The sequence below is a fragment of the Sphingobium ummariense RL-3 genome, assembly GCF_000447205.1.
GTDB classification, from domain to species: Bacteria; Pseudomonadota; Alphaproteobacteria; order Sphingomonadales; family Sphingomonadaceae; genus Sphingobium; species Sphingobium ummariense.
Window position 1 is genome coordinate 1 of the sequence record NZ_AUWY01000026.1, and the last position, 24,149, is coordinate 24,149.

Annotated in this window: 16 protein-coding genes, 11 pseudogenes and 1 other annotated feature; of the genes and pseudogenes, 12 read left to right on the forward strand and 15 right to left on the reverse strand. The window is 62.3% G+C overall.

Going from position 1 to position 24,149, the window contains the following annotated elements:
• Positions 1-758, reverse strand: a pseudogene (locus M529_RS27980) (IS3 family transposase); the annotation flags it as partial.
• A gap of 58 nt (positions 759-816) precedes the next feature.
• Here M529_RS27980 and M529_RS48060 point away from each other — a divergent pair.
• A pseudogene (locus M529_RS48060) lies at positions 817-1,347 on the forward strand (tyrosine-type recombinase/integrase); the annotation flags it as partial.
• Positions 1,348-1,528: 181 nt separating this feature from the next.
• Here M529_RS48060 and M529_RS27990 read toward each other — a convergent pair.
• The gene (locus tag M529_RS27990; protein ID WP_051184010.1) at positions 1,529-1,942 is read right to left on the reverse strand and encodes a DUF1905 domain-containing protein; all 414 of its coding nucleotides are present in this window, start codon (positions 1,940-1,942) and stop codon (positions 1,529-1,531) included.
• Between the two features lie 475 nt (positions 1,943-2,417).
• Between M529_RS27990 and M529_RS48065 the strand changes: the two are divergent.
• Positions 2,418-3,692: pseudogene (locus M529_RS48065) on the forward strand (MFS transporter); the annotation flags it as partial.
• 62 nt (positions 3,693-3,754) lie between these two features.
• Here M529_RS48065 and M529_RS50185 read toward each other — a convergent pair.
• The 3 genes from M529_RS50185 to M529_RS28000 all read right to left on the reverse strand — a co-directional run bounded on the left by M529_RS50185 (position 3,755) and on the right by M529_RS28000 (position 8,429).
• Entirely contained in the window at positions 3,755-4,732 is a 978-nt protein-coding gene (locus M529_RS50185; protein WP_021316591.1) for a phospholipase C/P1 nuclease family protein, read from the reverse strand.
• A 20-nt stretch (positions 4,733-4,752) separates the two neighbouring features.
• Positions 4,753-5,826, reverse strand: a complete 1,074-nt coding sequence (locus tag M529_RS0124090) for a YdcF family protein (RefSeq protein WP_236617637.1) — start codon at positions 5,824-5,826, stop codon at positions 4,753-4,755.
• A gap of 101 nt (positions 5,827-5,927) precedes the next feature.
• Positions 5,928-8,429, reverse strand: coding sequence for a TonB-dependent receptor (locus M529_RS28000; protein WP_021316593.1), 2,502 nt, complete (start codon positions 8,427-8,429; stop codon positions 5,928-5,930).
• 138 nt (positions 8,430-8,567) lie between these two features.
• On the opposite strand from M529_RS28000, the gene M529_RS28005 reads away from it, so the two are divergent.
• Positions 8,568-9,686 (forward strand): ROK family transcriptional regulator, encoded by a 1,119-nt coding sequence (locus M529_RS28005; RefSeq protein ID WP_021316594.1) that lies wholly within the window; start codon positions 8,568-8,570, stop codon positions 9,684-9,686.
• A gap of 486 nt (positions 9,687-10,172) precedes the next feature.
• On the opposite strand, the gene M529_RS28010 is transcribed toward M529_RS28005, so the two are convergent.
• Together M529_RS28010 and M529_RS50790 are read right to left on the reverse strand one after the other, a co-directional pair.
• Positions 10,173-11,195 (reverse strand): IS110 family RNA-guided transposase, encoded by a 1,023-nt coding sequence (locus M529_RS28010; RefSeq protein ID WP_021316595.1) that lies wholly within the window; start codon positions 11,193-11,195, stop codon positions 10,173-10,175.
• 192 nt (positions 11,196-11,387) lie between these two features.
• Positions 11,388-11,525: pseudogene (locus M529_RS50790) on the reverse strand (IS6 family transposase); the annotation flags it as partial.
• Between the two features lie 54 nt (positions 11,526-11,579).
• Between M529_RS50790 and M529_RS48080 the strand changes: the two are divergent.
• Positions 11,580-12,209 (forward strand): annotated as a pseudogene (locus M529_RS48080) (IS3 family transposase); the annotation flags it as partial.
• Positions 11,859-11,975, forward strand: a sequence feature (AL1L pseudoknot). (Overlaps the previous pseudogene by 117 nt.)
• A 59-nt stretch (positions 12,210-12,268) precedes the next feature.
• Positions 12,269-13,467: pseudogene (locus tag M529_RS28025) on the forward strand (IS256 family transposase).
• A 44-nt stretch (positions 13,468-13,511) separates the two neighbouring features.
• Here the strand turns inward: M529_RS28025 and M529_RS48085 are convergent.
• Positions 13,512-13,643, reverse strand: a pseudogene (locus M529_RS48085) (IS3 family transposase); the annotation flags it as partial.
• A gap of 16 nt (positions 13,644-13,659) precedes the next feature.
• Here M529_RS48085 and M529_RS48090 point away from each other — a divergent pair.
• Together M529_RS48090 and M529_RS28030 are read left to right on the forward strand one after the other, a co-directional pair.
• Positions 13,660-13,818 (forward strand): annotated as a pseudogene (locus M529_RS48090) (transposase); the annotation flags it as partial.
• A gap of 103 nt (positions 13,819-13,921) precedes the next feature.
• Complete coding sequence (locus tag M529_RS28030; RefSeq protein WP_021316599.1) at positions 13,922-15,118, forward strand: IS256 family transposase; 1,197 nt, start codon at positions 13,922-13,924, stop codon at positions 15,116-15,118.
• Positions 15,119-15,414: 296 nt separating this feature from the next.
• Here M529_RS28030 and M529_RS28035 read toward each other — a convergent pair whose 3' ends face one another.
• From M529_RS28035 to M529_RS28055, 6 genes are all read right to left on the reverse strand, one after another.
• Complete coding sequence (locus tag M529_RS28035) at positions 15,415-17,727, reverse strand: xanthine dehydrogenase family protein molybdopterin-binding subunit (protein ID WP_021316600.1); 2,313 nt, start codon at positions 17,725-17,727, stop codon at positions 15,415-15,417.
• Positions 17,724-18,710: an FAD binding domain-containing protein gene (locus M529_RS28040; RefSeq protein WP_021316601.1), complete on the reverse strand. Its 987-nt coding sequence runs from the start codon at positions 18,708-18,710 to the stop codon at positions 17,724-17,726. The genes M529_RS28035 and M529_RS28040 overlap by 4 nt, the downstream gene beginning before the upstream one ends.
• Positions 18,707-19,216 carry a 2Fe-2S iron-sulfur cluster-binding protein gene (locus tag M529_RS0124105; protein WP_040600173.1) on the reverse strand — a complete coding sequence of 170 codons (510 nt, stop codon included), beginning with the start codon at positions 19,214-19,216 and terminating at the stop codon, positions 18,707-18,709. Before M529_RS0124105 ends, M529_RS28040 begins: the two co-directional genes overlap by 4 nt.
• A gap of 72 nt (positions 19,217-19,288) precedes the next feature.
• Positions 19,289-19,720 (reverse strand): MarR family winged helix-turn-helix transcriptional regulator, encoded by a 432-nt coding sequence (locus M529_RS28045; protein ID WP_021316604.1) that lies wholly within the window; start codon positions 19,718-19,720, stop codon positions 19,289-19,291.
• A gap of 183 nt (positions 19,721-19,903) precedes the next feature.
• A complete protein-coding gene (locus tag M529_RS28050; protein ID WP_021316605.1) occupies positions 19,904-20,206 on the reverse strand; it encodes a HigA family addiction module antitoxin in 303 nt (100 codons plus the stop codon).
• The gene (locus M529_RS28055; protein WP_021316606.1) at positions 20,196-20,486 is read right to left on the reverse strand and encodes a type II toxin-antitoxin system RelE/ParE family toxin; all 291 of its coding nucleotides are present in this window, start codon (positions 20,484-20,486) and stop codon (positions 20,196-20,198) included. Before M529_RS28055 ends, M529_RS28050 begins: the two co-directional genes overlap by 11 nt.
• 117 nt (positions 20,487-20,603) lie before the next feature.
• On the opposite strand from M529_RS28055, the pseudogene M529_RS50190 reads away from it, so the two are divergent.
• The 3 genes and pseudogenes from M529_RS50190 to M529_RS28065 all read left to right on the forward strand — a co-directional run.
• A pseudogene (locus M529_RS50190) lies at positions 20,604-20,946 on the forward strand (integrase); the annotation flags it as partial.
• Between the two features lie 141 nt (positions 20,947-21,087).
• Positions 21,088-21,528, forward strand: a complete 441-nt coding sequence (locus M529_RS48100) for a lytic transglycosylase domain-containing protein (RefSeq protein WP_084490797.1) — start codon at positions 21,088-21,090, stop codon at positions 21,526-21,528.
• A gap of 328 nt (positions 21,529-21,856) precedes the next feature.
• Positions 21,857-23,007, forward strand: a protein-coding gene (locus M529_RS28065) for an IS3 family transposase (RefSeq protein ID WP_152522519.1) whose coding sequence is annotated in 2 segments (ribosomal slippage) — positions 21,857-22,109 and positions 22,109-23,007 — 1,152 coding nt in all. Because the reading frame shifts where the segments join, the coding sequence is not laid out codon by codon here.
• Between the two features lie 18 nt (positions 23,008-23,025).
• On the opposite strand, the gene M529_RS0124110 is transcribed toward M529_RS28065, so the two are convergent.
• Positions 23,026-23,505, reverse strand: coding sequence for a FadR/GntR family transcriptional regulator (locus M529_RS0124110; protein ID WP_236617638.1), 480 nt, complete (start codon positions 23,503-23,505; stop codon positions 23,026-23,028).
• Positions 23,506-23,578: 73 nt separating this feature from the next.
• Between M529_RS0124110 and M529_RS48105 the strand changes: the two are divergent.
• Together M529_RS48105 and M529_RS28070 are read left to right on the forward strand one after the other, a co-directional pair.
• Positions 23,579-23,743, forward strand: a pseudogene (locus M529_RS48105) (transposase); the annotation flags it as partial.
• Positions 23,736-24,107: pseudogene (locus M529_RS28070) on the forward strand (transposase); the annotation flags it as partial. The pseudogenes M529_RS48105 and M529_RS28070, both read left to right, overlap by 8 nt.
• Positions 24,108-24,149: the final 42 nt, after the last annotated feature.

Consider the following 24,149-nt stretch of genomic DNA (forward strand, 5'->3'; position numbering starts at 1 on the left):
TAGCTCGCGCACGACCCTGCGCCCCGAGATCGAGGTGTCCGGTACCGCGCGCAGGCACTCGCGGGTCACGTCATCGACGATGTTGAGCACCCGGAACCGGCGTCCCGACGCCATCTGATCGTGCACGAAGTCAAGGCTCCAGCGCTGGTTGGGCAACGCCAGCACGGGCGCTGGCGCCCGCGCGCCGATGGCACGGCGGCGGTTGCGTCTTCGTCGGACCGCCAGGTTCTCCTCGCGGTAGAGCCGCTGGGTCTTCTTGCGGTTGATCACCACGCCCTCCCGCCGCAGCAGGATGTGCAGCCGGCGATAGCCGAAACGGCGGCGCTGCTGCGCCAGCTCGCGCAGCTTCGACCGAAGGTCGGAATCATCATCCCGCTGCGACCGGTAACGCATGCTCTTCCGGTCAGCGCCGATGACACGGCACGCCCGCCGCTCGCTCATCCCCAGGACCGCCTGGAGACGAGCGACCGCCTCTCGCTTGGCAGCGGGCGTCACCAATTTTTTGCGAGAAGGTCCTTCAGGCCAGCATTGTCGAGCATCGCCTCGGCCAGGAGCCGCTTGAGCTTGGCGTTCTCGTCCTCGAGCGCCCGCAGCCGCTTCGCCTCGGAAACCTCCAGGCCGCCATACCTGGCCTTCCAGTTATAGATCGTCGCTTCAGACACACCGTGCCGCCTCGCCAGATCGCCGGTCTTGGCGCCAGCCTCGGCCTCCTTCAGCACCGCAATGATCTGCTCTTCCGTGAACCTTGTACGCTTCATCGTCCGTCCTTCTATCAGGCCGGACTCTAATCACACTTGGAGGAAAATCAGGGGGTCACGTCAAGCCGAATGGACAGAGATCGACGTGGTGAAGTCCGTATGGCGCATTCCGTCCGCAAAGATGAAGGGACGGGTCGAACATCAAGTGCCTCTGTCACGGCAGGCTTCGGCGATCCTGGCGGAGATCAGGAGTCTCACCGGGAGGGGAAAGTATGTTTTTCCTTCGATCAGAAGCGCGGCAAATCCAATGTCAGAAAATACGGTGAATGCGGGCCTGCGACGGCTGGGTTATTCAGGCGATGAGATGACGGCGCACGGTTTCCGTTCCATGGCGTCCACTCTCCTGAACGAGTGCGGGAAGTGGCATCCAGACGCGATCGAGCGGGCCTTGGCACACACAGATCGGGATTCGGTGCGAGCGGCTTGTGCTCGCGGCGCTTTCTGGAATGAACGTGTCGAAATGGCGCAATGGTGGAGCGATTATTTGGATCGGTTGAAGGACGAGCGGAAGGTGTTGCGCCCGCGTTTGGTCAATGAGGGGTTGGGGGTAAGAGATGCCACGCGTTCCGCGAAGGGCTGCGGATCGTAAGAAATGCGAAATCGACCCATGCCGGACTTTCAGCGCCTAATTTTTGATCCCCAGCAGCAGACATTCCGCTTTTCTGCCAGCTGTCGAGCAGCAAAGCGTGAGGATGGTGCTGTCTAGAGAAGTTGTCACCACGCTGATCAGAATTGCGCGGACCAATTTCCCTCAGGCCGAGCGCTCATTTCTAGCGTGATGGTCCCTTGGATAGGGTAATGCGTACCGTGATGACGTCGCCTTCGGCGAGCTTTTCTGCTTTTCTTACCCTCGCCTTGATGGGCAGCATGTAGCCCTGAATGGCCTTGCTCGGGAAGACCGATGTACGCCAACACGTTTTGCCGATGCCAGCCTCTACGTAGACCGATCCCCAAGCCGCCGAGTAGCCAGACGATGCTACACGGATGGCTTCGGCGACCTCGCCGTCGATCGTCAGAAAATGCCACGACATCGATGAGGGCTGGCCATCCTTGCCTTCCCCGCGCCACAACCAGATAGGGCCGACTTGCTCCCAAGCTGTTTCGTCCAGTGAGACGTTCCCGCCCAGTTCTTCCCGCAGGAAACGGATCAGCTCGGGATCTGTTGGGCCATCGTTCGTTTGCACCACGGGATCATTGGCTGTTCGCTCGTTTGATGCAACCCGATCTTGCGCTATCATTTGCGTATACGTTCTCTTTCGCTGGGTGCCGCAGCCGACCCTTATCGGATGCTCAGAGGCCAGATTTCGGCACCAAAGTGCAGACGGTCAGCTATCTCGGCGGCCGCCGATCAGGCTGGCCGCTCGATGTATCGCCGCTGATGGTCAGGCCCCGCCTAGAGCGGTCGGTTGCAGCGAACCACGCCGCCTGCACCGCTGATCGCGGCCCGGCGCTTTCTGTCGTAAAGCCAGCCGGACGCGCGAATGATTGACTGAAAACATACGGAAAGCGGACAGTGCGCGTTCCGTTGGTGCTTCACGAAACTGAAAACGAAGCGGTCCATATTGCCCTTTTTCGAAGGGGCGAACATGCCGGTGGGGAGCTCGATAGATATCATCATTCTTCGGTTAGAATGACACTCCAACTTTCGCGTTCGTGCAGATGATTGATCTTTGCGGAAAGGTTTGCCGGGAAGGGCGGACGGTGTCTTACGCCTCCGGCAACTTCGGCAAGGCTCTGGTGTTCGGTAGCGCGGACCTGACGATCCTGTACCTTCTGACCGATGTTCTGGACATCCCGGGGGGGCAGGCGGCCAGCCTGATGCTGGTGGCGGTCCTGGGTGACCTCCTTTTCGATCTGCTGGCTGCCCGCCTTGTCATTCGCTGGCGAACTTCCGGAAGGGGGTATCGCTGGGCGATCGCCGCTGCCGCGCTGCCATGTGGTACCGCCTTCGCGCTGATCTATGCCATGCCGTTGCTGGGCGTTACGAAGATGTGGTTTCTGGCAGCAGCGATCCTGACGTTTCGGGGCGCCTATGCCCTAGTGGATGTCCCGCATAATGCGCTGATGGCGCAAGTGGTGACCGACAGCAGGGCGCGTGGCCGCGTATCGGGTTATCGGCTTTTGTTCAGTACGGCTAGCGCGCTTGCGATCGCAACGATCGTAACGCCCCTCGTGCAGCAAGCTGGCGGGGATGGACGTTATGGTGCGCTGGCGCTGACCGGCATCGCCGTGGCGTCAATCTTCACTCTTACCATGCTGCTCTGTTCCTCGGCTTCGACCGGGATCCCGAAACCGCATATGAGTCGGCCACTGACCGACGGCATCGTGATCCCCCTTTGCGATCCCATGGTGCTGGCAATGGGGGCGCTGGGCCTGTTGACCGGATTTGCCGCGTCTGCCTTTGGACGGATGCTCCTCTATATCGGCAGCTATGTTGTCGAGAAACCTGGAGTGGTTACGGGCCTTTTGACTGTCATGTCCCTTGGGCAATTTTGCGGGGTGCTGACATGGACGGCCCTCAACCAACGCTTCAGCAAAACCACGCTTTTGTGCGCGGGTCATGCCGTCAGCCTTATCGGGCTGACCATGTTCGGCCTTTCCCTGCATTGGCCGATCGGCACCTTAGCGGCGGTGGCTTTGATCGGGTTCGGCTTCGCCAGTGTCTTCATGCTGCCCTGGGGGCTGTTGGCCGATGCGGTCGATGTGGTCGAATGGCGCAGTGGACGGCGGTTCGAAACAGGATTGTTTGCCTTCTACCTGGTGGCCGTGAAGGCAAGCGGCGCGGCGTGCGCAGCCACCATCGGCTGGGCGCTCGGGGCCTTGGGCTATATGCCGGGACAGGTTCAATCGGACGGCGTTAGATGGGGGATGGTCATGATCGGCCTTGGCCTTCCCATCATCGGGGCGATCGCTTCAATCCTATTACTCGGGCGCTTTCGCCTGAATCATGCGCGTCATGACCGATTGATGCGGGCCATCCATTGGCGGCACATGCGTCAGGGCGGTGCCGATCCGGTTTCGGGATCGAACCTAGGGTTGGCGAAGTCGAGCGGTGAAGGTGACGCAGGAGCAGACGATTTCGCGCTCTCTGCCCAAGCGCGGCAGAGCATGTCGCGCACCATCGCCGCGCCGGCCGCAGTGCGTTCATAGATAAGGGCGCGGACGTCCTTGTCGGCGAAATCCTGGAACCCGTTGCGCCTCTCGAAGCGATAGACCGCTTCCATCTGGTCGCCCGCTTCGTTCAGGAAGGCGAGGACCGCACTGAACATGTCGCCGGTGCGATGTGCGGGGGTACTAATCCGGGGCGCGATATCGGCGGCAGTCAGTTCCATGCCGTCCACGAACTTGCTCTCGAAGCGGCCATGGATGCTGCGATCCCGCGTATACCCTTGTGGATTGGGGCCACGCCATCCGTCCGAATTCACAGTGTCATGCAACGGCTGCGAGCCGTCACCGATATAATGGCCGAGACGAACGGCTTCGAAGGCGCATTGCTGTTCCGCGAACGATGCATCCGCGCCATTCGCATTCGCCGCACGGATAGCACGCATGCAGACAATAAGCCGGTTATAGGCCTCCATCGCGGCGTAGGGCAGCGTACCTGTCCAGCGCACATTGGTGCGCGCGGCTGTTGCCGGATCGCTATCCTTGATGGCCTCATGATGCTTGTACAGGGCGATGACGAAGGCCCATCGCGACCGGGGGATAGTTTTCAGGAACCGGAATTGTTCACGAAACCAGCCATGATTGGGGTCTTCCTCAACCTTGGAGAAGGGTTCGGAGTCGCCGCGCCATGTGTCCGGCAGCGCGGCCGACGCCACGATGTAATCGGCGTGGCGGCGAAGGAAGACGGGGCCGTCGTCGGGGATCGCGTCGATGGCGGCGCGGTTGATCACCGCGTGCGCCGTACCGCCCCAGGCATAGGCGGCGGTCGGCGACAGGCTGAGTGCGGCGGCTAGCAGGATGTGACGCATCCGATTTCCTTACGGCTGGATCAGGGGTCGAGGGGATCGCGCGGATCGATCCGAGCCGATGCGCGGGAAGGGCGGAACACCAGTTCGGTAGGCGAGATGCGGCTTACCACGCGCCCAGGCTGATAGCCCAGTTCCGCAGCATTCCGATCCGTGAACTTCTCGCTTTCGATATAGGCGCTCTGCACAGGATTGCAGAGAATGAGCGCGTCCTTGTCCAACGGGGCTCCCATCTGCATCAGCAGGCGACTGGCATTGCGCAAGTTCGTCGTAGTGTGGCGCGCATAGGGTTCGATGACGATCGCATCTGCCGGGATACCGTAGCGCTCGATCAGCGCCTTCTTCATTTCCACCGCCTCGGTAAAGGGGGTTGCCCGGGGATGCGCCCGTCCACCCGACAGGATGATGAAAGCGGTATCCCCCTGAGCAAACCGCCGGGCGGCAAGGCGCAGATGATATTTGCCGAACGGGCTGAGCGGCTCGCCCTCGATCTCGGGTCCTACGCCCGTGACGATCATGGCCGAGTAACGGTATCGGTTCCAGTCCAGCCCCTTCGCCTGCGCAGACGCGGCCGCGTTCGCGCCGGCCATCAACGGCTCGAACCCGATAGCGTCGATGCGATCGCTGACGTCGAGCAGGGCCAACGCATAATCCATGCTGGGATCGAGCTGCTGCGACGCCCCCGCGCGCGGCGTGTCCGCAATCCAGTCTGCCGCCTGCAAACGCGATTGCTGATCCAGCGGGGAAATCGTGCCCGGCCCGTCGATCGGCGTCATTGCCGGCTGACCAAGAGCATAGGTCCGCACGATCATGTTGATACCGGCGATTTCCCGACCGACCTGCGCGTCCAGCCCGTCATCGGATGACGGCAGGCTCGCCTCTTTCGCGGTGACCGAACGCAAGGCCTGGGTTTCGGTGTCCGTCCACAAGAGCGCCTGCGCGCGGCAGGTGAGGTCCGGCCCACAAGCGGTGCGCCGGTCGCGTCGGGCGCGCAGGACCGGGGCCAAAGCCGGTGATGCGATAACCCGCCTCAAGACGGCAGGGTCGCGGCCCGATGCGTCGAGAGTCGGGAAGAGGCGAGTGGACAGCGTCGCCATGACTCTGTCCGCTGCCTCTTCCGCAGAGGCTGGTATTGCCGTGACCGCCGCCAACGCCAGCATAGCAACCCCAGCCAATGTTCCTGCCAGTCGCAACCGCATCACCAGCTGCGGCTCAAGATGAAGCGGAAGTTGCGGCCGAAGAGCGGACGGCCGTAGATTGCTTCGCTCGTGCCTTGGCCTGCGAATTGATCGGTGCGGGTATTGCCTTCGGTCAAGCCCTTTGCGTTGGTGAGGTTATCACCCACCACCTGGAAGTGCCACGCCCCCCAGTCGATCGACGCGCCCGCACCCAGCGTCTGATAGCCGGGCATGGCCGTGCGATTGAAGAGGTCGACATAGCGCCGGCCGACCCATTCGAAGCGCCCGAAGACGGACAGCTTCTGCTCGCCCAGATCGAAATTGAAGCTCGGCCGCACATTGCCGAAGAACTTTGCTTCGCGGATAATCTGATTGCCGTTGACCGAACTGGGATCGGCGCCCGAGTTGTTCTGAAGATTGGCATATTTCGGGTTCTGCCAGGTCACTGACCCATCGAGCGTGAACCAGCGGGTCGGAGCGACACGGCCATCGACCTCGACCCCTTTGACCGACGCTTCGCCGATGAAGGGCAGAACCTGATCGTTGCGCCCCGTGACGGGATTGAATGCGGCGAAGGATGCGTTGAACGGGTCGAACTTGGTGTAAAAGCCGGTTGCATAGAGATAGTGCGGACCAAAGCTCGCCTTGAGGCCCGCTTCATATTGGCGCGCCTTGGTCTTGACGATGGTTGCGCCGATGCCGGTAACGACACTCAGCTGCGGCGGCACTTCAAGGTTCGAGATACGGCCATAGACTCCGAGATTTCCGTTGAGGTCGTAATTGGCGCCCACCGTCCAGTTGGTCGCCTTGGGCTTCAGCCGCTGGTCCAGCACCGCGCCGCTGAACGCGCGTGTGGTGTTGTCGGCCAGCGTCGTCGGATCGCCCAGGTCGACCTGCGTCGTGGGCAAAGCAAAGCCCTTGTAGCTGTAGCGTTCGGTGCGCACGCCGGCATCGATCCGTAGCCCGCGCGTCACATCCCATGTGTCGTTGGCATAGAAGGCGATCATCTGCGCGTCGCCCTCACCTTGGTTGAGCGTAGTCGTGTAGCGCAGGACGCCGTTCTGCGTCACCGAACCCAGCACAGCACCGGTGGCAGAATAGGCGACGAGGTCGAGTGTGCGGGGACGGCTGCGGACCTCGATCAGCATATCCTGATAGGCCTGGAGCAGCGTATTGCCGTAGAAGGCGCTGTAAACGCCCACCTTGACGTCATGACTGCCAAAGCCGGTCTCGAACTTGCGCGTGACGCTAAGGTCGCCTTGCACCGAGTAGAACTTGGACTCCGATGCACGATACTGTCCGGACATCACGAGACCGGAGGCAGAGTAGGGATCATATGCGGTTCCACCGTTGGTGCCCGCCAGAGCGTAGCCGAGCCGTGCGACATTGGGACCAAAGGCTGTACGCGCGGCAGTCAGATAGCCCGCCGCGAACGTGTTGCCATCGGCCGGATTGGTGGTCGAATAGAAGGCGTCGAAGCTGGACTTGCCCTTGGTGCCGCCTAGCTTCGCCGCAACCTGCCAGCCGTCGAAGTCGCCCTGATAATTGATCGCAGCGTTGAAGAAACGCATGTGACGGCCATCGGCCAAATCGCGGTTCATGCTCTGCAGTGCGCCCGACCCGTCGCGATATTTGATGTTGACGTTGCGCAGCGCCGGGGAATTGAGCGTGCCGGTGTGGTAATCGATATAGGGGTCGAGCGAAACTTGCGGGTTACGTGGATCGGCGATCGGGATAGGCAGGTAGAAGATATTGTGATCGTTCACATATTCTGCCGAAATCTTGATCGACCCGTTCTCCAGATCCCGCTTGATGTTGGCGCGGATTTGCCCACCCTTGTCGCTGGGGAAACCGCCGTCGCGATAGCCGTCATGCTGGCGCAGGAAACCGCCGATGGCATAATAGGTCTTGTCGTCGATCGGTCCTGACTGCATCACATCAAGGCGGTAGAGGCCCGTGTCGCCGATTGTCACCTGCGCCTTTCCGCGCGATTCGCTGCCACCGGTGACGGTGATGTTGTTGGCGATCGCCGCCGCGCTGCTGGCGTAGATGGGCGCCGGGCCGCCCCGCACGATTTCGACCCGCTCGGTCATCAGGTCGTAGCGGTTCATGCCTTCGCCGGAGTTGAAAAAAACGCCGTCGATCTCGTGGTAGAGTGGCAGACCGTCCTGCTGGAAGATGAGGTAACCGCGATCGGTGGGAATGCCACGCACGCGGGTGATGTTCTGGACTTCGCCACCGGTCGCTTCGACTTGGATCCCCGGCACGGTGCCGAGCAGGTCGGCAAAGCTCTTAGGCGCGATCTTCTGCACATCGTCCTGGCTGAGCGAGTTGATCGCATAGGACACGTCAAAGCGGCGTTGCGCGCGGGCCGAACCGGTGACGATGATGTCGGTCTGCGCATTTTCGCCTTCGGCAGCATCGGCGGCCGGAGTGGCGGCATCTGTCTGCGCGATGGCGGTCGAAGACAGCATGGCGAGCGCAAAGGTTGCGCAGCCATGAGTGAAGCGGGCTTTTGTCATAGGTCTATTTCCCCCTGGTATATGAATGCAGGGGGCCACTGCGCAGCGTCGATGACATCTTTATTTATTTCTGAGAAAATTAATCGGACTTGTCACATCACGCTCTTATGAGAGCGCCGGATGAGACACCCATCCCTCGTGCTTCTCGAAGACGAAAAGCGTCTGCTCTGGCAACTTCGGACGCGGGGTCCGCAGTCCCGCTCGGCGTTGGCTCACACTCTTCAGATCAGCAACAGCGCCGTCTCGAAAATCAGTAAGACGCTCGCTGCGCTGGGCTTGATAGAAGAACTGACTTCGGAGGCAGCGCAGGGGCGCGGGCGTCCATCTGTACCGCTTCGTATTTCACCATTAGGCGGCTATTCCGTCGGCATCGCCATCTATTCCGGCGTGCTCGAAATCGCATTGATCGATTACGCAGGCGGCATCTTGTCGTTGACGACAGAAAGCATGGAGCCGGGCGATCCGTACAGTTTCGCCAGCGATGTCGATCGTCGCGTCCAGGCCCTTGTCGTCGAACATCGACTGATTGGCAGCCGTCTTTATGGCGTGGGATTCTCCATACCGGGACCAGCACTGTCTCGCGATGGAAACCGGTGGAACGTGGTACGCGAATTGCCCGGCTGGAAAGACGCTCCGCTGCGCGACATTCTGCAGGAAACGCTGCATTTGACGGTCTGGATGGAGAACGACGCGACCTCGGCCGCGCTTGCAGAATATTACCTGGGCGGCCTTATCCAGCGCTGTACCACCGCTATCGTGATCCTGTTAGGGCATGGCGTAGGCGCTGGCATTATTCATGAGGGCCGGCTGATGCGGGGCGAAGGCGGATGCGCCGGAGAAATCGGGATGTTCTATCCCGGATCCAAACCCCGACCCACCACGCTGGACCTGATTGCGACGCTGCGGTCGGCAGGATGCGGCGTCACGTCACTGGCGGACTTCCGGGACGCAATAGCCGGCTATGAAGACGTCATCGAACGCTGGCAGGACCGTGCGGCCGACCAGTTGCTTCATTCGATCAACTCTGCGCTCGCATGGTTCGACCCCGGAGCCATACGATTGATGAGCCCGCTCCCCCAAGCCGTCATGCAAGGGCTGGCCGACCGGCTCAATCGAGGCGGCATCATCTGGGGCGACCATGTCAGTGATCGGAACAAAGGCAGCTTCAATATCGAGATCTCGCAGCTTGGCGGCGCTGGAGCGGCTTTGGGGGCAGCGCTTCTTCCGATTCACGCCTCAGTGGTCGGAAACACATGATCACCCTTCGGTGATCGTGGAATAAGTCCACGTTCCAACTTGCCATATCCTGGTTGCTTCGGTGCTGGATAGCCTCACTTCTCTGATCTGATTCGACCCATCATTGATAAGCGTCCGGCCTCGGTCGTGCTGCGACATTCAGGCTCGGTGCTGATGGACCTCCGGTAAGGAGTCTCTTTCTAGGCTCCAGAAGGAGGCCAAGTGACAAGCCGGTGCTGTCATCGGCCCTTGCTCTGCAAGGGGGAAATTGAGTTGATGATCTGATCTGTCGGGGCGCGGTCATCTGTCCGGCCTACTGGTGCGGCATATGATGACCGCTGGCCCTGATGTTGTCCGCTGCTCGGGTCCCATTCAGTCTATCGAGCTCGAAACTCCGACAGCACCTCGGGTTGTCCCGGCCATTGCGGCCGCGTTCAGATCGTCATCATCACTTCAATGGGCACCCTTACAGTTCGACGCGACCGCGCATGTGCGCCGCGATTATTCTCAGATAGCGGCAGGCGAGCGATAGGTCTCGCCGCGTGACAGTACAGCCCAGACGATCCGGGCGGTCTTGTTGGCCATGGCCACGGTGACGAGCCGGACGGGCTTTCGCTCGAGCAGGTCGCGCACCCAGTTGGCTGCAGTGGTATCCGTGGTTCGCGCCCTTCGCACTACCGATGTCGCGCCGACCACGAGCAGCTTCCGGAGGTAGCGATCTCCCATCTTCGAGATCCGCCCCAGCTTGTCCTTGCCTCCCGAAGAGTTCTGGCGTGGGACCAGGCCCAGCGAAGCGGAGAACTCCCGGCCCGAACGGAACGCTGCCGGATCGGTCACCGAGGCAGCCAAGGCGGTAGCTCTGATGACACCCACGCCGGGGATGGTGGCCAGTCTCTGGCTGGCCTGGTCCTGGCGATGCCAGACTATGAGGCGCCGATTGAGCGCCTGGATCTGTCGGACGAGCGCATGGAATTGCTCGACCAAAAGCACCATCGCATCCTTGGCTATGTCCGGCAACACTGCGCTGTCTGTCTGCCGGATTCTCGTGGCCAGATCGCGGCTGCCTCTCGCACCCTGCGGCGCAACCAGTCCAAACTCGGCGCAATGGCCGCGGATTGCGTTGATCAGCATGGTGCGCTGACGCACCAGCAGTTCGCGCGAGCGGTGCAGAACGAGCACCGCCTGCCGTGCCGCACCCTTGGCGGGCACGAAACGCATGGTCGGGCGACGCACCGCCTCGCAGATCGCCTCGGCATCTGCGGCGTCGTTCTTCTGGCGCCGCAGATAGGCCTTCACATAGGCCGGGGGCATCAGTCGAACTTCGTGACCCAGAGCGGATATTTCACGCGCCCAATAATGGGCGGTCGCGCAGGCCTCCATTCCGACCAGGCAAGGCGGAACCTTCGCCAGCGTTTCGAGGAGCGCTCCGCGCCGCACCTTCTTGCGCCAGACGACATTGCCATCGGCATCGATGGCGTGAAGCTGGAAAACGGACTTGGCCAAATCCAGGCCGATCGTGGTAATCTCCATGGTGGATGGTCCTTTGCTAGAGTTGCTTCGACAACAGCCCACAATACGACTCACCCACGTTGGATGCAGGGGCCATCCACCTCATCAGTCTAATGCGAACTCGTCTCCACCGGATGCGCTTCGGGGGGCCGGGAGGGCAGGGGCTTAGCTTGCAAGTGACTTCCACTCCGCAAGGGCCGCAGAGCGTCGTTCCTAGTAAGTCTTGCGGTCGACGAGATGACGCTCCAGTGAGAAGTGGTTGTGGAGATTGGCATGAACAGAGGCGAACTTCTGTAGCGCCTTCATCTGCCTGAAGCGCAGCATCGCACGTTCTCGTCGTCGGAAGGGGAGGTCAACCGCGCCGGGTTCGCCGGAGGCTCCAACTCTTGAGTAGATGGAGTCGATATGAGCAAGATGACGAACAAGTTTGCGCCGGAGGTGCGCGATCGAGCGATCCGGATGGTGCTGGATCACGAGCGAGATTATCCATCGCGCTGGGCAACCGTTGTGTCGATTGCAGAAGATCGGCTGCTCGCCGCCGACGCTGCATGAATGGGTGAAGAAGGCCGAGGTCGATAGCGGCAAGCGGGCTGGCATCCCGACCGAGGTCGCCGACAAGGTGAAGGCGTTGGAGCGCGAGGTCCGCGAGCTGAGACAGGCCAACGAGATTCTGCGCAAGGCGTCGGCGTATTTTGCCCAGGCGGAACTCGACCGCCCGTTCAAGCGATGATCGCGTTCATCGACGATCACCGCGATGCCTATGGGGTCGAGCCGATCTGCCGCGTCCTCCCGATCGCCCCATCCACCTATCACGAGCGCGTCGCGCAGCGACAGGATCCGACACGCCTGTCTGCGCGGGCGCAGCGGGATGTTGCCCTGAAGCCGGAGATCGCGCGCGTGTTTGCCGAGAACTTCGCGGTCTATGGCGTGCGCAAGGTCTGGCGGCAGATGATGCGGGAAGGCTTTCCGGTCGCCCGCTTTACGGTCGTGCGGCTGATGCGCGAGATGGGCTTGGCAGGGGTGATCGGGGGAAAACGGGACTGTCGGATATTTTGTGCGCGAGGCCATAGAGATGGATAGGAAGGACCATCGATATGGCGATTGACAAAGACATGCTGGACCAGTTGCTGGCTGGTGATCCACAGGATCTGTTCGCGAAGGACGGGTTGCTGGATGAGTTGAAGAAGGCGCTGTCGGAGCGGATGCTGGCGGCCGAGTTGGACGCTCATCTGGATAGCGAAGGCGCCGAAGGTGCAATAAATCGACGCAATGGCTCGTCGCGCAAGACGATGCTGACGGGCACATCGAAGGTGACACTGGATGTTCCGCGCGACCGGGCGGGGAGGTTCGATCCCAAGCTGATCGCCAAGTACCAGCGCCGCTTCCCGGACTTCGACGACAAGATCGTGTCGATGTACGCGCGCGGCATGACGGTGCGCGAGATCCGGGGACATCTTGAGGAACTATACGGCATCGACGTGTCGCCTGACCTGATCTCGACGATCACTGATGCGGTGCTGGAGACGGTCGCGGAATGGCAGGGTCGACCGCTCGACGCCTGCTACCCGCTGGTCTTCTTCGACGAGATCCGGGTCAAAATCCGCGACGAGGGCTTCGTACGCAACAAGGCGGTGTACGTTGCGCTCGGTATCCTGCCCGATGGCACGAAGGATATTCTGGGCATCTGGATCGAGCAGGCCGAAGGCGCGAAGTTCTGGCTCAGGGTGATGAATGAGCTCAACAATCGCGGCGTCGGCGACATCCTGATCGCCGTCGTTGATGGCCTCAAAGGCTTCCCCGACGCAATCAACGCAGCTTTCCCCGAGACGGTGGTCCAGACCTGCATCGTCCATCTGCTATGTAACTCGATGAGCTTTGCGTCGTGGAAGGACCGCAAGCCGATCGCGCAGGCGCTGCGCGCTGTCTATCGCGCCGAGACCGTCGAGGCCGGCCTGGCGGCACTGGATGCGTTCGAGGCAGGCCATTGGGCAGGCGACATCCCGCGATCGCGCAGATCTGACGACGGCACTGGGACCAGGTGATCCCGTTCTTCGCCTTTCCCGAGGGCGTGCGCCGGATCATCTACACTACCAACGCAATCGAGGCGCTCAACTCGAAGCTGCGCCGCGCGGTTCGCACCCGCGGCCACTTCCCAGGTGACGATGCCGCGATGAAGCTGCTATACCTCGTGCTCAACAAGGCGGCCGAGGAATGGAAACGGCCACCGCGCGAGTGGTCGGAGGCGAAGACCCAGTTCGCTGTAATCTTCGGCGAAAGGTTCGTCATCCGATGACGATAACCGGCCTCGCGCACAAAATATCTGACAGTCCCCGATGGGAACCAATCGACCCACTCGAGCGTGTCGTACTCGACAGCTTCGAAGCTACGCCACGGCCTGCGCCTGTGGATCACCTCGGCCTTGTAAAGGCCGTTGACCGTCTCGACCAAAGCGTTGTCGTAGCTGTCTCCGACGCAGGCTCGCTCCTACCGATCCAAGCTTGAGATCGCCTTGGCCGAGATCGACCGCGCCCGTAATGCCGGCGTGCGCTTTGGCGGGATACTGGCCGACGCCGGGTATGGCATGTCTGCCCCGTTCCGGCAGGCACTCACCGAACGCGGACTGACCTGGGCGGTTGGATCCCCGGACGTGTCTCACGGGGTGTTGTAGGAAGGTTGCCCTGAGGGGGTAGCCACCGTCGATCTTCTGGTAGGGTTCGGATGCGAACTCGAACCTGGAGAAGACGAGGATGACCGATGACAGAATGGCCCTGATCGAGCTGATCGAGCAAGGGGCTGATAGCGATCTGGTGCGCGAGATGCTGGCTTTTGCCGCCGAGCGCATGATGGATCTGGAGATCGAAGCGAAGACGGGTGTCCCTTGCGGGTCTCGCAGCCGTGAGCGGCTCAACCACCGCAATGGCTACCGCGAGCGGGGCTGGGATACGCGCGCCGGGCGGATCGATCTGGCGATCCCCAAGCTCAGGAAGGGCAGCTACTTCCCGAGCTTTCTGGAGCCGCGCCGCACGGCGGAGAAGGCACTGGCCGCGGTGATACAGGAGGCTTACGTCCACGGCGTCTCAACCCGCTCGGTCGACGATCTGGTAAAGGCAATGGGCGCCAGCGGTGTTTCAAAGAGCCAGGTGAGCCGTCTGGTTGCCGAGATCGACGAGCGGGTGAACGCCTTCCTCACGCGGCCGATCGAGGGCGAGTGGCCTTATCTGTGGATCGACGCCACCTACCTCAAGGAACGCGAAGGCGGTCGGATCGTCTCGACGGCGGCGATAATCGCGGTGGGCGACAACACCGATGGCCGGCGCGAGGTGCTGGGCGTCGCCACCGGCCCATCGGAAGCCGAGCCCTTCTGGAAAGCTTTCCTGCGTTCGCTGGCGGATCACGGCTTGCGCGGGGTGAAGCTGGTCATCGCCGACGACCACAAAGGGCTGCGCGCCGCTGCCAGCAAGGTGTTTGCCGCAAGCCAGCAGCGCTGCCGTGTTCATTGGATGCGCAATGCGCTGGCCCATGCCGCACCCAAACAGCGACCGGCGGTCATCGCCATGATCAAGACCATCTTCGCGCAGGAGACTGCCGAGGCGGCGCACCAGCAGTGGGAACAGGTCGCCGATGCCCTGCGCGAAAAGTTCCCCAAGCTCGCCGACATGATGGACGCATCACGTGAGGACGTGCTGGCCTACATGACCTTCCCGAAGGACCACTGGGCGCAGATCGCGTCCACAAATCCGCTGGAAAGGGTGAACAAGGAGATCAAGCGAAGGGCCGATGTCATCGGCATATTCCCGAATGACGCCGCCGTCGTCCGCCTCGTCGGAGCGCTCATGCTGGAGCAAAACGATGAGTGGGCCGTATCGCGCCGCTACATGACGCTGGAAACCCTCGGCTCGGTGAGCCATAATCCCATCGTCAGCCTGCCAGCCCAAGCTGCCTGACCCAAACCCGACCCTCCCGTGGATCGACGGTTCCTACACCACCCCGTGGGACACGACCTGATCATCGGATCGGGGACGGCTTTGGCGAGTTCTTTGGCGGGGGCTCCATTTTGCGTTTCCTGGGTTAAAATTCGCACGCGATCCGCAGAGAGCTCTTCGAGCAGCAGGCGTGATAAGCGTCGATGCGATCCCCACCTTCTTCGACCCGGCAGTCACCCATAGGGCCGACCGTGAGCACGTTTTGTGATGGCTGCGTCCTGATTTCTGCCAAGTGTTGAACGCACTATCACTCCAGACTAGATCAGTTTGTCGAGTGTAAGAGGCAGGTCGCGCACGCGCTTGCCCGTCGCATTGAAGACAGCGTTGGCGATGGCTGCCGCCACGCCTGTCGTTCCGATCTCGCCGATACCGCGTGCTCCAAGCGGTGTGCGCGGATCGGGGATGTCCGTCCACAGGACGTCAATGTCGGGGACATCGAGATGCACCGGCACATGATAGTCGGCGAGCGACGTGCTCATGATGCGGCCAGTGCGCTCGTCGAGCAGCGTCTCCTCCGTCAGGGCCATGCCAAGACCCATGATCATGCCACCCTTGAACTGGCTGGTCGCCGTCTTGGCATTCAGGATGCGGCCGCAATCGAAGGCGCCGACCAGACGATCGACGCGTATTTCGCCCGTGATTTCGCTGACGCGCAGTTCGCAGAAGTTCGCCGAGGTGCTGTGCATGGAGTATTTCAGTATTTCGAGCGGCGCCCCACTTTCGCCGACCACACTCAACTCGCCCCGGCCGGAGCGGCGCAGGATGGAGGCGAAGCTTTCGTGGCGGGCGGGATCCTCGACACTGCGCAAGCCGCCGTCAGCGAACTCGACCTCGCTCGACTTGAGGCCGGCCAGCGGTGTATCGTTGCCCGCCAGCCGCATCAGTTCGGTCGCCAGCTTTCCACTCGCCGCACTGATCGCCGCCGCCAGCGACGCGGTCTGCGACGATCCGCCGGCAAAGCTTGCGAACGGCAGGCTCGAGTCCCCGATAATCACCGTGACGCGATCGAGCGGGAGGCCCAGACGATCGGCCGCGTGCTGCCGCTGGACCGTCGCGGTGCCCATGCCCATTTCGTGGGCGGCGCTAGCGACATGGGCACCGCCAGCGGCGTCGATGGTGATCCGAACGGATGTGCCGGGCATGCGGGTGAACGGAAAGGTGCCGGTGGCACAGCCCATGCCGATCAGCCATTCGCCTTCGCGCCGCGTGCCTGGCTTCGCCATGCGCCGGTCCCAGCCGATGCGCGCCGCGCCCAGATCATAGGCTTCCATCATCGCGTTCTGCGAGTGGGGCGCCCCGCTCACCGGGTCGCGGCTCGCGGCGTTGCATCGGCGCAGTTCGATGGGGTCCATGCCGAGGGCATCCGCCAGCTCATCCATCGCGCATTCGATCGCAAAGGTGCCCGGCGTCTCGCCGGGGCCACGCATGAAGCTGTTCGCGAGAAGGTCGAGATCGACATAATGCTGGACGACATCGAAACTCTCGCTGGCGTAGAGAGAGCGGCCAGTGAGGCTGAACCCCTCGTCGCAAACGCTGTGCAGCGGCTTCACACCATAACCATGGTGGAGCAGCGCCTTGAGCTTGCCATCCGCGTCCGCGGCCAGTGCCACCCGCTGCTCGGTCTGTGTGCGCCCGCCCACCAGCCGGTGCATGCTGGCGCGCGAGAGGGTGACGCGCACCGGGCGGCCCGCGAGCTTTGCGGCGGCCGCGCCGAGGATCTGGTGATCCCACAGGCCCTTCGCGCCGAACCCGCCGCCCACATAGGGCGAGCTGACATGGACATCGCCTGCCTTCAGTCCGAATATGTTCGCGAGCGAACCGGCGGTTCCGTGCACCATCTGGGTCGCATCGTGAACGATCAGCTTGCCTTCTCGCCAGACGAGCGTCGCGGCATGCGGCTCGATTGGATTATGGTTCTCCCAGGGCGTCGTATAGACTGCGTCGATCGTGAAGGCCGCTTCGGCGAGCTTCCGGCTTGCATCGCCCTTGTCGAGCCTGTTCCGCTCGACGAGCATCGACTCCGGCGTATAGGCGCTGGCCTTGCCTTCCTCGAACCGGGTGCGGGCCGGCGCAGCATCGTAGCGCACGCGGACCAACGCGGCCCCGTGTTCGGCCTGCTCGCGCGTTTCGGCCAGGACCACCGCCACGACCTGCCCGTTCCAGCGTATCTCGGGGTCCTGCATGATCGGCAATGTGTGATTGCCGGCGGCCTTGAGGTTGGTAATGCCGATCGGCGGCGGGACGCCTATTTTGGGGGCGTTGCGGTAGGTCATGACGAGCGCCACGCCTGGCGCTGCCTCAGCTGCGGACACATCGAGATCGGCGATGCGCCCCCGCGCGATCGTCGAATGGACGAAGGCGGCGTAGAGCAGATTCTCCATCGGCACTTCGGCGGCGAACCGCGCCGCCCCGCGGACCTTGTCGGGTCCATCGATCCGCGACTGCTGTCCGCCGAGCGACACGCGCTTGTCGATCAGCGGATCGGGGGTGCCGCCAGGCAGCCAGCTCGCGGGCACATGGCCAAGCACGGCGCGCACACCGCCGATGATGGCATTCTGCAGCTTGGTCATGCGCGCGCTCCTGCGAGGGCACCGAGGACGGCGACTACGGTTCGTTCGGCGAGGCCGATCTTGAAGCCGTTGCCCGACAGCGGCCGCGCCCCAACGAGCTCCTCGCGGATCGCGGCGAGGAAAGCGTCAGGGGTAGGCGCCACACAGACCAGCGCCGTTTCGGCCCGCGTCGCCCGCCAAGGCTTGGCGGCGACGCCGCCGAGCGCAATGCGGGCTTCGGTGATGCGCCCCTCGGCAATCGCCAGACCGCCTGCGACGGAGATCAGTGCGAACGCGTAGCTGGAGCGATCGCGGACCTTGCGATATTCCGAATGCGTGACCGCGGCCGAAGGCGGCGGCAGTTCGACGCCGGTGATCAACTCGCCCGGCTTCAGCACGGTCTCCGTCTGCGGCGTGGCATTTGGCAGGACATGAAAGTCCGTCAGCGGCACCGACCGCTCGCCATCGGGCCCGGAGAGATGGATCACGGCATCAAGCATGGCGAGCGCGACGCACATGTCTGAGGGATGGGTGGCGATGCACTGGTCCGATGCACCCAGGACCGCATGATAGCGATTGAACCCGTCCATCGCGTCGCAACCGGCGCCTGGCTGGCGCTTGTTGCACCGCGCCCCCTCGACATCGTAGAAGTACATGCAGCGTGTACGCTGGAGAATATTGCCCCCGACCGTCGCCATGTTGCGGATCTGTGCGGAGGCGCCGGCGAGCAGTGCGCGCGCGAGCACCGGATAGCGGTGGCGCACGAGCGGATGGGCGGCAAGGGTGGCGTTCCTGACCGACGCGTCGATCAGGAGGCCGCCGTCATCGCTCTCCCGGATGGCGCCCTCCAGACGACTGACGTCCACCAGCTCGCTCGCCTGTTCGACATTCTGGCGCAACAGATCGACAAGATTGGTCCCGCCGCCCAGAACCCGCGCTCCGCTCCCGACACGCGCAAGGGCATCAGCCCGATCCGCTGCGCGGGCATAGCCGAACGGGGTCATGCCGCAGTCTCCACCAGCATGTCCTCGATCGCTTCGACGATCCCGTTATGCGCGCCGCAGCGGCAAAGATTGCCGCTCATGCGCTCGCGGATCTCCGCGCGCGTCACGACCGGTGGTCCAGCCGCGAGATCGAGAGTCACGTAGCTGGGATCGCCCCGCCGCAGTTCCTCCGCCATGGCGATCGCTGAGCAGATCTGGCCGGGGGTGCAATAGCCGCACTGCAGCCCGTCATGCTCGATGAAGGCCCGCTGGAGCGCATGCAACGCCCCGCTCTCAGCGGCGAGGGCTTCGATCGTTTGGACGTTACTCCCGTCCGCCTGTGCGGCGAGTGTGAGGCAGGACAGGACGCGGTTCCCATCGAGAAGGACAGTACAGGCGCCACAGGCGCCCTGGTCGCATCCTTTCTTGGTGCCGCTGAGGTGGAGATGCTCCCGCAAGTGGTCGAGCAGCGAGACCCTGGCGTCGTCAGGCGGCAAGACTTCCATACCGTTCACGCGTATCGACATATCTTCGCTCCCGTCGCTGGCAGGACACAGCCGGTCAGCATCACCCGGAAGATATAACGAAGTTCGGACTATTCAACCGTCGTTGTAGACGATCTTTGTAATCATCGCGATGAACCGATCCCGTTCATCGGGCGACAGTCGCGAGAGCATCAGCATATACATCCGGCGATAGGTCTCGACCTGGGCCTGGGCATAGGCCGCGCCAGCCTCGGACAGGGTCAGCGCAACCGCCCGACGATCGGCTTCGATGCGCTCGCGCTTCAAGAAGCCGCGCTTCGCGAGCCGGTCCGTCGCCGAAGACAATGTTGTGGTGGGCACGCCCAGGAAGCGAGCCACATCTGTGGGCCCGCAGCCCGCATGCTCTGCAACATAGAGCAGCACTGCCTTGTCCAGCTCGGCAAGGGGCCGCTCGGACCGTAGCGCGTCCGCAAGCTTGTATCTTCGTGCGAACGTTTCGAACGCAGTGCCGAGCGCGACGAGCTGGTCTTCAGTGGGATCACTCATTCTGCCCGCATATCGCGTCTCGGCCTCAATTGGCCAGTGTTGCCCGTCGGAAAGGCGCGCCGGCCCAAATTCTCGCGCGACTGCTCGGTGTGGCAAATGCGGCGCTCGTTGATGCATTAGCCTGATGAACAAGGGTAGGTTTCAAGGAGCCGTTTCGAGCCATCGATGCCTCCAATGTCGGCGTCAGGCCGCTTTCGCGAATTTGCGAACCTTGATGTCGCCTTCATGCTCGCGGGCTTGCGCGAGTTCGTAGGAAGTCTGCATCCGCAGCAACGTATCAGCCCTGACTCCAAAGGCCTTCTCGAACCGGATCGCCATATCGGCCGAAAGGCTGGCGTTGCCATTGAGTAGGGTACTCAGCGCCTGCCGCGAGACGCCAAAGTGCTGTGCCAAGGCTGTCACGTTCACCCCGGCAGGCTCGACGATTTCCGTCTTTAACCAATCGCCAACATGGACGGTCAGAGACGGGTGCATCCTAAGCGCCATGATAGTCCTCCAAATCCAGATCGATCAACGCACCCTCGGCATTCACGCCAAAGGTCATTCGCCAGTTCCTCGTCACTGTCATCGACCAGCTTCCCTTCCGGTCACCGGTCAGTTCGTGCAAACCGAAATTCGGCGGCACCGACAGCTCACCAAAGCTTTCCGCCGCATCAATGAACGCAAGCATCTTGCGAAGCCGAGTTGTATCGCCAACCAGCCCTTTCACGTTGCCCGTTTCGAAGAAGCGCCGCAGGCCTTTGTGCCGGATGCTCTCGATTTCCATCCATTGCAGTTATCCAGAATCAGCCTTAATGTCAAGTGTCGCGCGACACTTGTCTGACCTGATCGGCATAACCGCACCCATATCTTAGATGGCCATTCTGGCCTCTGGAGAAATGCCATGGGACATTCAGATCTTGACCCCGCCGTGCATAACAGGCGACCCTGGAGTTCCGGGAAGAACGTCGGCCCAAAGCGACCGTTGAAGCCCGCGATATTTGGGCAATTCGGTTCTATCTGGACGAACACCGGCGACTGCGTGACCGCGCATTGTTCGATCTTGCTATCGACAGCAAGCTTCGTGGTTGCGACCTCGTCAAGCTCAGGATCTGCGACCTGGTGAGCGGCGGGTCATTTTGTGATCGCGCGACTGTCATCCAGCAAAAGACAGAAGATCCGTGCAATTCGAGATTATGACCGAAGCGCGCAGATGCCTCGAAGCATGGCTCAAACGACGTGGTGGCGCAGGCAACCGCTCCCGGCCCTTTGTCGTGCTTGTCGCACGGTCAAGGGAAACCCGAACGGTTGGTCAGTAAGGAGCTTGGCCTCAAGAACGCCGAGCGCGGCACGGTGGAACGTCTCGACGGCTCGGCCGCGACGGTCCGATGGGATCGCCGCCCGAGCATGAGGCTCGTCTTGCAGCTTGTATTCGCGATGCAGCGGGCGGTCGCGTCTGGCTGGAAAAGACGCTGTGGGGGCTGCGCGACCGGGAGGGTGGCTGGGTCGGTGCGGAGTTGCCGAACAGCAACGGTAGCCATGATCTTGGACCGCTCCAGGTCAACAGCTACTGGGTGCCCAAGATCGCCACGATGGTCAGCAGGCGACCCGCCGACGTCAGGGCGTGGCTAATCGCGGATCCTTGCTTCAACGTACAGGCAGCGCGTTGGATCTTCCTATCGGGGCTGCACGCGACCGGCGACTACTGGAAGGCCATAGGCGTCTATCACAGCCCTACGGCCTCGCGGCAACGGATGTATGTCGCATCCGTCTCACGCCATCTCGCGCGCCGCTTTGGTCGCAGCGCTTTCTCGGCGCGACGACCATGAGACGGGCGAGATTGGAAGGCACCTCCTACGGTGAGGTAAGCCCGGTAACGGTCGATGCCGGCGAATTTCCGGTCACGCTTCGATCGGATGGTGCGGAGGGCAGAGAGGACCGATGGGCGATCCGAAGAGGCGCGCTCTTTAGGTAACTGGTTCTGGATGCCCGTGACCTGTTCGCGCGAAGGCTGCAAAGGCCAGTGTCTGAAAATGAGGCGCGCAACCTATTGGGCAACTTGGCCGACTATGTCTGGATGCTCGTCCAATGGGAGTGACGTGAGCCCCTGAAATGTGACCGATTTTAGGTAGAGTCCGACGAAAGGAGTCGGACGGAATGAAGCGCAGCAGGTTCAGCGAAGAGCAGATCATCGCGATCTTGAAGGAGCAGGAGGCTGGCATGGCGACGGCAGATGTGTGCCGGCGTCACGGGATCAGCTCTGCGACGTTCTACAAATGGAAGTCGAAATATGGCGGGCTAGAGGTGTCGGAGGCCCGGCGCCTGCGGACGCTGGAGGAGGAGAACTCCCGGCTGAAGAAGCTACTGGCCGAGGCGATGCTCGACAATGTCGTATTGAAGGATCTGGCGTCAAAAAAATGGTGACGCCCGGCGCGAAGCGGGAAGCGGTCGCCCATGCTCGTGAACATCACGGGCTGAGCGAGCGTCGGGCGTGCAGTCTGGTTGGCGTGAGCCGCAGGGTGATCCGGTATCAACCGACAAGGGTTGATGATGCGCCCTTGCGGGCGCGGTTGCGTGAGCTGGCGGCGGAACGCCGCCGGTTCGGCTACCGTCGCCTGGGCTATCTTCTGGCGCGAGAGGGTATGACGCCCAACCACAAGAAGCTGCGGCGCATCTACCGCGAGGAGAACCTGCGCGTGCGCCGTCGTGGTGGCCGTAAGCGGGCCTTGGGCACGCGAGCGCCGATGCTGTTGCCGGACGGGCCGAACCAGCGCTGGTCGCTGGACTTCGTCTCCGACACGCTGACGTGCAGCCGTCGCTTTCGCATCCTGTGCGTGGTCGATGATTACACGCGGGAATGCCTCGCGCTGGTGGCCGACACGTCGCTGTCGGGCGTGCGGGTCGCGCGGGAGCTGACGCGGCTGATCGGACTGCGCGGCAAGCCGCATACGGTGGTCAGCGACAACGGCACCGAACTGACCTCGTCGGCCATCCTGCGCTGGTCGCAAGAGCGTCGGGTCGAGTGGCATTACATCGCGCCGGGCAAGCCGATGCAGAACGGCTTCGTCGAGAGCTTCAACGGCCGGCTGCGCGACGAGTGCCTCAATGAGACGCTGTTCACCTCACTGGCGCATGCCCGCTTTGTGCTCGACGCTTGGCAGCACGACTACAACCACGTCAGGCCGCACTCGAAACTGGGCGGGAAGACCCCTGCTGAGATCGCCGGCCAACCTGTCTGGGGGCATGCCCCCAGACAGGTTGCCATCACCTCAACCAACCATCATGAAGGAGCGAGACTCTACCTCTGAATGGTAACAATCAGGGGCTCACGTCACCTCGACCGCTCTTTCTTCCGTCGCAAACAGCAGGCTGTCGAGGACGGCGGAGAGATGATTCCGCATGGCCGCCCGCGCCGCCGCAGGGTCGCGGGCGCGCAACGCGGTCAGGACCGCCATATGTTCGTCGACCACTGGCTTGATGTTCGCGCTACGAGCCTTCTCGTGCAGTAAGGATGCTTCGGGCGATGTGCTTCGCAGCATCCACAACCGTTCGACGATCTCTATCAGCGCCGCGTTTCGCGTCGCTCTGGCGAGCGCGATGTGGAATTCGCGATCGGCGCGCTCCGTTCCTGATGGAGCGGTATTTTCTCGCGCGATCTCTTCGATCAGCTGCTCAAGTTCGCGGACTTTTCCGTCAGTAATCTGGGTCGCCGCCAACGCGGCGCATTCGCCCTCGACTAATAATCGCGCTTCGGTCAGCTCGAAAGCAGAGATGTTGAAGCCAGAACGCTCTTCATCACCGGGCAATCTCACCACATAGGGTCAGGACCGATTGATGTGAGAGGCGCGATCTGATTCAGGCTCCGCAAGGAGACTGAATGTGAGCGACCTGTACTGGCTGACCGATGAGCAGATGGCGCGGCTCGAGCCGTATTTCCCGAAGAGTCATGGCAGGCCGCGTGTTGACGATCGGCGGGTGTTGAGCGGGATAATCTTCGTGAACTGCAACGGGCTGCGCTGGCGGGACGCGCCGAAAGATTATGGGCGTCGGCGTGCAGACATCCGCCGCGTTCGCAGCCGCAGTGGATGAAGCGGGCCGCTTCCGACAATCGCGTAATGCCGGCGCCTACTTCGGCCTGGTGCCCAGACGCCACCAATCGGGCGAGCTCGACTGGACAGGCCGAATCACCAAGCAAGGCGACGGGACCGTGCGCAAGCTGCTTTACGAGGCGGCCAACTCGATCCTGACCCGGAGCCGGGAAACCTTTGCATTGAAGACTTGGGCGATGAAGATCGCCAAGCGTCGAGGCCTGAAGAAGGCCCGCGTCGCTCTCGCCCGCCGCCTCGCAGTGATCATGCATGCCATGCTGCGCGACGGCACTTTGTTCCAAGCATATGAGATAGAGTAGAACCTGTTTGCCAGCGGTGAAGCGTCAAGGCTGATCCGAGGG

Coding starts and splice junctions, on each gene's coding strand:
- M529_RS50185 (WP_021316591.1), bottom strand. CDS start 4,732: ATGCGTCACATCCTGCTAGCCGCCGCACTCAGCCTGTCGCCGACCGCC.
- M529_RS0124090 (WP_236617637.1), bottom strand. CDS start 5,826: ATGGCGACGCTGTCCACTCGCCTCTTCCCGACTCTCGACGCATCGGGC.
- M529_RS28000 (WP_021316593.1), bottom strand. CDS start 8,429: ATGACAAAAGCCCGCTTCACTCATGGCTGCGCAACCTTTGCGCTCGCC.
- M529_RS28010 (WP_021316595.1), bottom strand. CDS start 11,195: ATGGAGATTACCACGATCGGCCTGGATTTGGCCAAGTCCGTTTTCCAG.
- M529_RS28030 (WP_021316599.1), top strand. CDS start 13,922: ATGACCGATGACAGAATGGCCCTGATCGAGCTGATCGAGCAAGGGGCT.
- M529_RS28035 (WP_021316600.1), bottom strand. CDS start 17,727: ATGACCAAGCTGCAGAATGCCATCATCGGCGGTGTGCGCGCCGTGCTT.
- M529_RS28040 (WP_021316601.1), bottom strand. CDS start 18,710: ATGACCCCGTTCGGCTATGCCCGCGCAGCGGATCGGGCTGATGCCCTT.
- M529_RS0124105 (WP_040600173.1), bottom strand. CDS start 19,216: ATGTCGATACGCGTGAACGGTATGGAAGTCTTGCCGCCTGACGACGCC.
- M529_RS28045 (WP_021316604.1), bottom strand. CDS start 19,720: ATGAGTGATCCCACTGAAGACCAGCTCGTCGCGCTCGGCACTGCGTTC.
- M529_RS28050 (WP_021316605.1), bottom strand. CDS start 20,206: ATGGCGCTTAGGATGCACCCGTCTCTGACCGTCCATGTTGGCGATTGG.
- M529_RS28055 (WP_021316606.1), bottom strand. CDS start 20,486: ATGGAAATCGAGAGCATCCGGCACAAAGGCCTGCGGCGCTTCTTCGAA.
- M529_RS48100 (WP_084490797.1), top strand. CDS start 21,088: ATGGGATCGCCGCCCGAGCATGAGGCTCGTCTTGCAGCTTGTATTCGC.